This is a genomic window from Plebeiibacterium marinum (assembly GCF_026013615.1).
GTDB classification, from domain to species: domain Bacteria; phylum Bacteroidota; class Bacteroidia; order Bacteroidales; family Marinilabiliaceae; genus Saccharicrinis; species Saccharicrinis marinus_A.
Map to the genome: position 1 here is coordinate 1 of NZ_JAPDPI010000082.1, position 11,146 is coordinate 11,146.

The window sequence follows — 11,146 nt, forward strand, 5'->3', positions numbered from 1 at the left end:
CTGATAGCTGATAGCTGATAGCTGATAGCTGATAGCTGATAGCTGATAGCTGATAGCTGATAGCTGATAGCTGATAGCTGATAGCTGATAGCTGACTATTTTCTAATCAAAACAACATATTTATTACTATTCTCTTTCAAATATAATCATTTTTGATTAATTTATAATCACACATTTGATTATTTTCTAATCATTTTAATTAAAAGATGTCTGGTTCTCAACGACAAATAGTACATATGGATTTGGACGCATTCTTTGTGTCCGTGGAAAGGTTAAACAATAGCGCCCTCAAAGGCAAACCTGTAATTATTGGAGGCATGTCTGATCGCGGGGTTGTGGCTGGTTGCAGTTACGAAGCCCGGAAATTTGGGGTGCACTCGGCCATGCCCATGCGAATGGCCCGACAACTCTGTAGCGATGCTTTTTTTATCAGGGGCGACATGGAAGAGTATTCCAAACAATCGAGAATTGTAACAGATATTATTGCAGAAAGGGCTCCGATTTATGAAAAAGCTTCTATAGACGAACACTACCTGGACTTAACCGGGATGGATCGTTTTTTTGGGTGCTTAAAGTGGAGTACCGAACTCCGGGAGACCATTATAAAAGAAACCGGACTTCCAATCTCGTTTGGCTTATCTGTAAATAAAACAGTGTCGAAAATTGCCACCGGAGAAGCGAAACCCAATGGTGGTATTGAAGTAATGCCTGATTTGGTACAACCTTTTTTAAATCCGCTATCCATTAAAAAAATACCCATGCTAGGCCCCAAAACCTATCAACTTTTACGCTCAATGGGAATCATTAATATTGAAACCCTTAGCCAAATACCGATTGATATGATACAAAGGGTACTGGGAAAAAACGGGGTAAGCATATGGAAAAAGGCCAACGGTATTGATCCTAGTCCTGTAGTAAAATATACCGAGCAAAAATCAATGAGCACAGAGCGAACCTTCGAACAGGACACAACCGACATTCGCTACTTAAACGAACTTATCATCCGCATGGCCGAAAAGCTGGCATTTGAACTAAGAAGCAAGCAAAAACTTACAGCTTGCGTAACGGTAAAAATTAAATATTCAAACTTCGATACTCACTCCATGCAAAAACGAATCCCTTACACATCGTTTGATCATGACATTATTTCGGTGGCCCAGGATTTATTTAAAAAGGTATACACACGCAGAATGCTTATCCGGTTAATAGGCATCAGACTTAGCAGCCTGATTAGCGGAACGCAACAATTAAATTTATTTGAAGATACTCCGGAAAAGGTAAACCTATATCTGGCAATGGACAAAATAAGAAAAAGATACGGAAAAGATGCCGTTGGAAGAGCAGCTGCGATGAGATGATGAAGCGAAGGACTAAGGATGAAGAGCAAAGGACATAGGGCTGAGAGCGCAGTGGCAAAGAACCGGGTTTGTACAGAGAGGCGTGAGCTTACAGCCCATATCCTCAATGCTCCCAGAGTAACCCTTGTCCATTAACTAATGACCAATGACTAATGGCCAATGACTAATTAAAAGATGCATATAAACACTCATACATATTATAGCTTAAGATACGGAACTCTATCGCCCGAAGAGTTGGCCCAACAGGCCGCATCCAAAGGAGTCAGAGTAATGGTACTCACTGACATCAACAACAGTAGCGGACTTTTTGATTTTATTAAAGCTTGTCGCGATCAAGGAATTACCGCTTTGGCAGGTATTGAATTCAGGCAAGATCACAGACTCCTGTATATCGGAATTGCCAGAAACAACCATGGCTACATGGAACTTAACCATTTTTTGAGCAAACACAACCTTTCGTGCACAAAACTGCCCCGTAAAGCCCCGGCTTTTAACCATGCTTATATCATCTACCCTTTTGGAAATATTCAACCCAAGGAACTTACCGAAAATGAACTGGTGGGTATACAACCACTACAACTACGTAAGCTCATTTCCTCATCATTTCGCTACCAACAACATAAACTGGTTGTTTGGCAACCCGCAACCTTTGCAAACGAAACAGGATTCAACCTGCACCGGCATCTTCGGGCTATTGATAAAAACATATTATTAAGCCAACTTACCACAGAAGATACCGCCAACAGTACCGACACTCTAGTTTCGCCCGAAAAGATAAAACAAAACTATGCCCAGTTCCCGGAGATCATAAAAAACACAGAAGAGTTGCTCAAACAATGCAGCTTCAACTTTGACTTTACGGCAATCAGAAATAAAAAAACATTTACCGGCAGCATATACGACGACAAAAAACTACTGGAAAAACTAACTCTTGATGGCATGATTTACCGCTACGGCAAAAACAATCCCCTTGCCAAAGAGCGCGTACAAAAAGAACTGCACATAATAAATTCCCTGGGATTTGCTGCTTACTTTTTAATCACCTGGGACATTATCCGATATTCCATGTCGCGGAGTTTTTACCATGTAGGTAGAGGTAGCGGAGCCAACAGCGTTGTTGCCTACTGTCTTAAAATAACAGATGTTGACCCCATTAAACTCAACCTGTATTTCGAACGTTTCCTTAATCCCAAACGCTCTACCCCACCCGATTTTGACATTGATTATTCGTGGAAGGAACGCGAAGAGGTTCTGGATTATATTTTTAAACGATATGGCACCCAACACACTGCCTTACTGGGAGCCATGAGTACATTCAAGGGCAAATCCATCATCCGCGAACTAGGAAAAGTATATGGTTTACCCAAAGAAGAAATTGATCAGATGATTGATTATCCGGAATCTTCGCAAGATGATCAGCTAAAGCAAAAAATACACAATATAGGTGGTTTAATGACTGATTTTCCCAACCTCAGGACTATCCATGCCGGAGGAATACTCATTTCCGAAAAACCAATCACCTGCTATACCGCCCTCGATCTTCCTCCTAAAGGATTTCCTACCACCCAATGGGATATGTACGTTGCGGAAGATATCGGATTCGAAAAACTGGATATATTGTCGCAGCGAGGTATTGGACACATTAAGGATTGCACCCGGATTGTATTACAAAACAAAGGTATAGATATAGACATCCACCAGGTAGAAAAATTCATGGAAGACAAACAGGTACAAAAGCAACTACAGGATGCCGAAACCAATGGATGTTTTTACATTGAGAGTCCTGCCATGCGCGGGTTACTCAAAAAACTAAAATGCAGCAACTACCTCACTTTGGTTGCAGCCAGCTCCATTATCCGTCCGGGAGTAGCCCGTTCGGGTATGATGCGCGAGTACATACAGCGTTTCAACAATCCACACAACATACCCTACCTTCACCCGGTTATGAAAGAACAGCTGGAAGAAACCTATGGCGTTATGGTTTACCAGGAAGATGTTTTAAAAGTGTGCCATCATTTTGCCGGACTCGATTTAGCGGATGCTGATGTGCTCCGCAGAGCCATGAGCGGAAAGTACCGTTCTAAAAAAGAATTTCAGCGCATTGTTGACAAGTTTTTTAGTAACTGTAAGCAAAAGGGGTATCCCGACAAAATAACTCATGAAGTTTGGCGACAAATTGAATCGTTTGCAGGATATTCATTCTCCAAAGCCCACTCCGCCTCCTATGCCGTTGAAAGCTTTCAGAGCCTATACCTGAAAGCCCACTACCCACTTGAATTTATGGTTGCTGTTATCAATAATTTTGGCGGCTTTTACCACACCTGGGTTTATGTAAACGAAGCCCGTCGACAAGGAGCCTGCATTCACCAACCTTGCGTTAACAATAGTTTTTACACAACATCAATAACCCAAAAAGACATTTATATTGGCTTCATCCACATTCAGAACCTGGAATCAAAATTTGCCAAACGGATTGAAACCGAACGCCAGCAAAGTGGCGATTACAAAACCCTTGACGATTTTATGAAGCGGACCGGAGCCGGAAGAGAAAACATGGTTATCCTCATAAGAACCGGAGCCCTAAGGTTTACCAATAAAGGAAAAAGCGAATTGCTTTGGGAGATGCACCTTTTGTTATCACCCCAAAAGAAAAACCACTTACACCAACGTTTATTTGAGTTACCCAGAAAAAACTACACCTTACCCCAGCTTGCCCGAAGCAAGGTTGAAGATGCCTACGATGAAATCGAACTGATTGGCTTCCCGATAACCTTATCGTATTTTGATTTACTGGAAACCAACTTCCGTGGAGGACTCAAAGCTACAGAACTTATTAAACACACAGGCAAAAGGGTAAGGATGATTGGCCAACTGGTTTGCATTAAATACGTACGCACCGTTCGCCAGCAGATGATGCACTTTGCCACATTTATTGATATGGATGGTAATTTTTATGATACCACTCATTTTCCATCATCGCTACAAGCTTACCCATTTAAAGGCTACGGCATGTATCTTATCCTCGGAAGGATTACCGAAGAGTTTGGCTTTGCCAGCATTGAAGTGGAAAAAATGGCTAAAATGCCTATTATCCCGGATCCAAGAGGGAGATAATCATAAGTTAAAAGTGAAAAGTTGAAAGTGAAAAGTTGAAAGCTAAAGTAAAGAATCACAGTAAAAAAAGACACTATGTTTCCTGATGCTCTCTGAGCCTTTCTGATAAGGCAAGTGGCGAATCTTAGCAACATATGTCTACAAAATAAAAAATCGGAAGCCTTAAGTTCCTAAAAACTTCCGACTCCCGACCTGTATTTTATAAATCAACGTAGTTACTCAACCACTACAGCCTCAATTTCTACTGTTTCCATATCTGTAACAGTTCCAGTAGTTACTACTACACCTTCAACCTCTTTTTTCAGATAACCCGATTCATCACCCGGAAGAAATACCACCTTGTAATCACCTGCGGCAAGAGCCCTGATTAAAAAATAACCTGTTTCAGGATCAGCATAGGTACCTATAGTATCATTTTCCGAAGTAACAGCACCAACATATGGGGCAACCTCTACCGGATCAACCACCCCGGTAATAGCTCCACTAGTAGCTTCTGTAAAAGTCCGGATAACAGGTTTCAGCGAAAACCCTCCATTCCCTTTTTTAACAATTGATCTTCCAGCATCAAAATCCAGCCACATGCGGTAAGTTACTCCTGCCACAAGTTCTGCATGAACATTAAGCTTTAATCCCGATTGCTGGGCAGAAGGAGTTTTAATATCATAATACTCACCATTTACCTTAACCTGGTTATTATCACCAAGCACCAATCTTATCTGAGAAATCAAACCAACAGGCATTTCTGTCTCTGCCAACAAAACATCTACCCCATTAGTAAAATCGAGCAAGTTATACACCTGCGCATTCACTCCGCTTAAAGTTACCCATTCACCATCCTCTTCGCCTTCGGCCTGAAAATGAACCTTTACTTCCTGCACATCTATTAATACTTCTTCAAAATCACCAGGGGCATCAGTTAATCTTAAGCTGAACTTTGCATTGCCCTCAACCTCATCATTTGAGCATGATGAAAATCCAATTAATGCACCCAATACCAGGAAACTAAAAATAAACTTTTTCATAATATCTTTTTTTGTGTTGTGTTATGCCAGCAAAGGTACAAAGGTTTATAAAAAGACTTGCAAAAAAACACCATTATTCCTCATCTATTCTGGTTTATACAAACCAGATAACACCTGCAAAAAAAGGCATGCATCAGGCACGCCTTTAAGTAGCAAACTAACATTGTAGATTATCTTACAACCTGAGTTCAAGATAAATCTATAGATTCTAAAATTTTAATCAAACTCAGATTAACAGCTCATAGCCTCTTCACAGGGGGCCAACTCCACGGTAAAATGGCGAAGAATTGGGGCTTCATTAACAATTTGATACCCCATCTTGATCTCCTCTCTCCTATCGTATACATTTTTCAGGGCAACTGCAATCACATCCATATGATTATTGGTATATACCCGTCGGGGAATAGCCAAGCGAAGCAATTCTAATTTTGGATAACGGTTTTCCCGGGTTACCGGATCCCTGTCTGCCAACAAAGTACCAATTTCAACACCTCTTACTCCTGCTTCTTTATACAATTCAATGGCCAGGGTTTGAGCAACATACTGCTCTACCGGAAGATGCGGTAAAAAACGTTTGGCATCCACAAAAATAGCATGACCGCCAAAGGGCTCCTGAACAGGAACTCCAAACTCTTTGAGTTTCTGACCTAAATAAGCCACTTGCTTAATCCGGGTTTCCAGATAATCGAACTCCGTTCCTTCATCCAGTCCCTGAGCCAAAGCATTCATATCCCTACCCGACATTCCGCCATATGTGATATAGCCTTCGTAAATAATATTGAACTGGGCCGCTTTTTTAAACAATTCTTCTTCACGTAAAGCAATAAATCCACCCATATTAACTATGGCATCTTTTTTACTACTCATAGTCATGCCATCAGCATAAGTATACATCTCAGCCACAATATCCTTAATGGTTTTATCCGCATAACCCTCTTCACGGGTTTTAATAAAGTAGGCATTTTCAGCAAAACGGGCAGAGTCAAAAATAACACGGATGCCGTATTTTTTTGACAGCTCATAAACCTCCCTTAGGTTTTCCATCGAAACAGGCTGTCCCCCTGATGAATTACAGGTTACAGTTACAATTGTGCATGGAATCTGCTCTTTTGGATATTTTAGATAAACCGCCTCCAACTTGTTTAAATCAATATTTCCTTTAAAAGGATGCAGTACTGTAGTATCAAAGGCCTCATCGATAGTACAATCTATTGCCGAAGCTTTACGAAACTCAATATGGCCCTTTGTGGTATCAAAATGCGTATTACCAGGCACCACATTACCTTCCGAAACCAGGGCTGAAAACAACACATTTTCAGCAGCCCTCCCCTGATGGGTTGGCAAAAAGTAATCGAAACCCAAAATGTTTTTAATGGCCTGTTTCAGGTTGTAGTACGATGACGCCCCGGCATAGCTCTCATCCCCCAGCATCATACTGGCCCACTGACGATCGCTCATTGCTCCGGTACCACTATCAGTTAACAAATCGATAAAAACCTGATTGCTTTTTAAATTAAACAAATTGTAGTTGGCCTTTTTAATCCAACGCTCACGCTCTTCACGGGTACTCTTTCTGATGGGTTCCACCATCTTTATTTTATATGATTCTGCAAATGGAAGTTCCATAATTTAAATAGTTTAAAGCTGAAAGCATAAAGTCTGTTTTCCCATTTTTAAATAAAAAGAGGTTACAGATAAACAAAAAGAACACAAACACAGAGTTAAGAACTCTCTGCTTCTTGATCATCTCATCATTTTATGCTTCAACAACATGAATAAAAAAAGAAGGCTGTATTTATATACCAGGAGCTATTGCTAATTCGTTAACAACACTCTAACCCACTTATTACTTTTCTTTATTTATGATTTTTGGCCATGTGAATATCTGACCATTAACTAGTGAACTACAGACCAACTGAATGGCCATGATTTTATTTGCAGAAAGAATCCCTCTTTTTGACATTCTGGAACCTATGAAGAGGCAAAATTGATAGAATTTTCAATAAAGTTTCCAAAATAATTTTCTTTAAGTTTATCATTGCAAATTTAAAAAAATACTTCTTCAACATCTCAATTTCCCAAACAGATTTTTATCAGCTTTTGCTACTTTATTTGTATTCCGTTAATCCCCCCCCCATAAATAACATACACGCCTGATAAAGATGGAACACCTCCCTTCAAATATTTTTTATGGAAGAAAAGCAGACTTTCGTCAAAAGAATCCAACCATCCACAATGTCAATTTTCCTGCTATCAGCCGTATATATAATCCCACGCACTCTGCACCACCCCAAAACCATCATTATTAACTAACTCATTTTATGAACATTGCCCACAACACCAAATCACATTACTAATACACCAATAGGGTTACATCTGTTACTTTACAAAAACTTAACAGAATTATTCCTAATAAAGTTGTAACCTTTAAATTTGCAGTCACGAATAAAAGACCAACACAAAAAACAAATTAATTTTATAAACCTCAAATTTTAAAAATGAAAAAGAAGTTGACTGTTCTGATAATGATATGCCTGTCGTTATCACTTTCCGGCCAACAATCAATGTTTAAAGCACTGTTTATGTTTAACTTTGCTAAATACATTGAATGGCCAGACCGTTCTAATCAAAATGAGTTTATTATTGGCGTATATGGCAATGATGAGATTGTTAATGAGTTAAAGAAACTTGCCAGCTCAAAAAAAATCAACAACAAATCCATTGTAATTAAAACCGTAAAATCACTGTCTGAGGCATCCGACGCGAACTTATTTTTTGTTCCCGCTTCCAAATCTGCACACATTGCAGAAGTTTCTTCGTTTTTTGCTCAAAAGCCCACTTTAATTGTAAGTGAAAAAGAAGGCGGATGTAAAGATGGTTCTGCCATTAACTATGTACAGCAAGGCGGAAAAATGAAGTATGAGATCTGCAGAAGCAAAATTGAATCTCATAACTTAAAGGTAGATCAAAAATTAATTTCATTAGGAATTGAAGTAAAATAATTCGACAATCATGTTAAAACAATATATTGCACTCGCATTAATGTTAGTGTTTTCATTTTCATTATATGCACAAGAAACAAAAAAAGACGTTAATAAACTTTCCCGGGATGAAGTACTGGAAATGACCATAGAAGACCTTTCAAACTACGATTTGGAAGAGATCATGAAAATCATGGACATTGTAGGGGCTTCAACTATTGAAGAGCTATACGAACTTCTTTTAAACAAGGACGTAACCTCTGCCTCTAAATCAGAAGAAAGTTTATTCGATTCACCTCTGTCAACAACCGTTTTGAGCCACGACCAAATACTTGCTTCAGGCGCCACTTGCTTTGAAGAGGCTTTAAGAATGGTTCCCGGTGTTATAGTTCGCGAAAAAACAAACGGCAACTTTGATGTTCATATCAGGGGCAACGACAACCTCCCTGCCAAAAATATGATGCTATACTCCGAAAACTCACAAACTCTGGTAATGATCAACAGTCGACCAGTTTTTAACTACTCGCACGGTGGTACACTTTGGGAATCGTTACCGGTTAGTTTTGAAGATGTAGACAGGATTGAGGTGGTTCGTGGACCTTCCAGTGCTCTTTATGGCCCCAATGCAGTATCGGGTGTAATCAACATCATTACTGCCGATATCACAAAAGAAACACCCCTTGTATCCGGTAATGTTAAGGCTGGAAACTTGAATTCATACATTGGTGATATTGCTTTTCGCAAGCAAATCAATGATAAATTTGGTTTTGGTGTTACAGCAAACTACGAAACAAGAGACAGGGAAAATGATAAGATATATGTGTACAACGGTTTAACTCAGAATACTACCACAGGTGAATATGAACCTAAATATCGATTAGATAGTCAGCCCACTGCAAATGGATACTATTCTATGGATGAAATCAGAAGGCTATATGTAGTAGATGGAGAGAATACATATAAAGTATTCCCTGAAAAAGGAGAAACAGGAACGTTTGATAATGGTGAGATAATTACTATTTACGGTCCCGATGACATTTTCCTTCACCCTGAAAATGCAAAAGAAAGATATGCCGTTAACGGTTATGTTGAACTTTCTCCCAACAAAAGTACTAACATAAACATTACTGGTGGCTACCAACATTCCGATGTTTTGACTTCAACCATGGGAGATATGCCAACCCCATATTCAGGAAAAATATCTAAAACAGGGTATATAGATTTAAGAGCTAGCATTAAAGATTTTAGCTTCCAAGCCAATTACAACGGTGGAGACATTGATTTCATGACTGGAAATGAAGGTTTTGAATTAGATTTACACCAATACAATGCTACTGCTGAATACAATTTAAAACTAAATAAAATTGCCATTCGTCCGGGGTTAAATTATCAACACATTTCATACGATGACTCTCCTTACATATTATCTGAAGGAAGAGGCTATCTAAATGGTCAAAAAGACATTGAAATTATGGCAGGTAGTTTACGATTAGATTATAAGCCTACCGATAACCTTAGATTAATTGCGGCTCTAAGAACTGAAAAATACAATCATCCTGATGACTTCTATACATCGTGGCAATTTGTTGGTTCGTATAAGCTAAACGACAACCATATTTTCCGTGCTGTATATTCCAGAGCAAACCAATCTTCATTTTTGGTAAATGCCCACTCAAACTATACATGGAATTTAATAAACCGTTCTTTTCCTAAGATCATGCAATTTAATGGGAATAAAGAGTATGATTTATTAACAACAGATATGTTTGAATTAGGTTATCGCATTAGGCCCGCTAAAAATATTTTGGTCGATTTAGAGGCATTCTACAATACATCAAACAATTTTGGAGCCTTAATGCCTTCTAATACTTCTTTAGCTGTATTCAATCCTTTTGATGTGATTAATGGAGTAGCTTTACCTGACGTAAATGCCCATGTTACAATGGAGTACCAGAATACAGACCTAAAATCAAAACAAAAAGGTTTATCTATGTCTATTGATTGGGTAATTTCTGAAAAATTAATTGCAAATGCTCATTTTACATATCAACAAACAAAGCTCGACAATTACAACAAAGTTAGTAGAGATGAGGTCATCGCTCATCAAGCCGGAACCTTGATGTACGATCCAGACCTGGAAAACAAAATCAGTATTGCTATGAACAATTATGGTGCAGGAGTTCTTGGTGGAACTATTGATCCAACTCAAGTAGAATATGTGATTGCTACTACAACAAGTAATTATCCAACTAATATAAAAAATGACTACGAGCATAAATCAACGCCATCATACTTTGGAGGGTTCTCACTAACCTATCGTCCAATTGAAAAGCTTGAGATTTTACCAAATGCATATTTCTATGGTGATCAGACTTTTGAAAACCAATATGGTGCTATTGATATTGACAGTAAATTCATTTTCAATACTACCGTTAACTACAAGGCTACAGACAAGTTAACTCTTAGCCTTAGCGGCAAAAACCTGTTAGGAAACGATTCGCAGGAATTTGCATATATGGACAACATACCAACTATGGTATATATAGGTGCCAGCTTTAAATTCTAAATCAATTTAATGAGTGTCCAATAAAAATACTTTACTCGCAAAGTGCGCAATTAAATGAATTTTAAATAATTCACATTTGCGTACTTTGCAAAATCAGAGCTTTTT

General features: G+C 38.8%; 6 protein-coding genes. 4 read left to right on the forward strand and 2 right to left on the reverse strand.

The window, feature by feature from the left end; all coding sequences use genetic code 11:
- Positions 1-206: 206 nt before the first annotated feature.
- The gene (gene dinB / locus OM074_RS20610; RefSeq protein WP_301202579.1) at positions 207-1,358 is read left to right on the forward strand and encodes a DNA polymerase IV; all 1,152 of its coding nucleotides are present in this window, start codon (positions 207-209) and stop codon (positions 1,356-1,358) included.
- Positions 1,359-1,532: 174 nt separating this feature from the next.
- Positions 1,533-4,472 (forward strand): DNA polymerase III subunit alpha, encoded by a 2,940-nt coding sequence (locus OM074_RS20615; protein WP_301202580.1) that lies wholly within the window; start codon positions 1,533-1,535, stop codon positions 4,470-4,472.
- 215 nt (positions 4,473-4,687) lie between these two features.
- On the opposite strand, the gene OM074_RS20620 is transcribed toward OM074_RS20615, so the two are convergent.
- Positions 4,688-5,494, reverse strand: a complete 807-nt coding sequence (locus OM074_RS20620; RefSeq protein ID WP_301202581.1) for a DUF4382 domain-containing protein — start codon at positions 5,492-5,494, stop codon at positions 4,688-4,690.
- Between the two features lie 231 nt (positions 5,495-5,725).
- Complete coding sequence (gene tnaA, locus OM074_RS20625) at positions 5,726-7,120, reverse strand: tryptophanase TnaA (protein WP_301202582.1); 1,395 nt, start codon at positions 7,118-7,120, stop codon at positions 5,726-5,728.
- 872 nt (positions 7,121-7,992) lie between these two features.
- On the opposite strand from tnaA, the gene OM074_RS20630 reads away from it, so the two are divergent.
- Together OM074_RS20630 and OM074_RS20635 are read left to right on the forward strand one after the other, a co-directional pair.
- Positions 7,993-8,496 (forward strand): YfiR family protein, encoded by a 504-nt coding sequence (locus OM074_RS20630; protein WP_301202584.1) that lies wholly within the window; start codon positions 7,993-7,995, stop codon positions 8,494-8,496.
- A 10-nt stretch (positions 8,497-8,506) separates the two neighbouring features.
- Positions 8,507-11,041, forward strand: a complete 2,535-nt coding sequence (locus OM074_RS20635; RefSeq protein WP_301202586.1) for a TonB-dependent receptor plug domain-containing protein — start codon at positions 8,507-8,509, stop codon at positions 11,039-11,041.
- Positions 11,042-11,146 lie beyond the last annotated feature (105 nt).

Coding starts and splice junctions, on each gene's coding strand:
- dinB (WP_301202579.1), top strand. CDS start 207: ATGTCTGGTTCTCAACGACAAATAGTACATATGGATTTGGACGCATTC.
- OM074_RS20615 (WP_301202580.1), top strand. CDS start 1,533: ATGCATATAAACACTCATACATATTATAGCTTAAGATACGGAACTCTA.
- OM074_RS20620 (WP_301202581.1), bottom strand. CDS start 5,494: ATGAAAAAGTTTATTTTTAGTTTCCTGGTATTGGGTGCATTAATTGGA.
- tnaA (WP_301202582.1), bottom strand. CDS start 7,120: ATGGAACTTCCATTTGCAGAATCATATAAAATAAAGATGGTGGAACCC.
- OM074_RS20630 (WP_301202584.1), top strand. CDS start 7,993: ATGAAAAAGAAGTTGACTGTTCTGATAATGATATGCCTGTCGTTATCA.
- OM074_RS20635 (WP_301202586.1), top strand. CDS start 8,507: ATGTTAAAACAATATATTGCACTCGCATTAATGTTAGTGTTTTCATTT.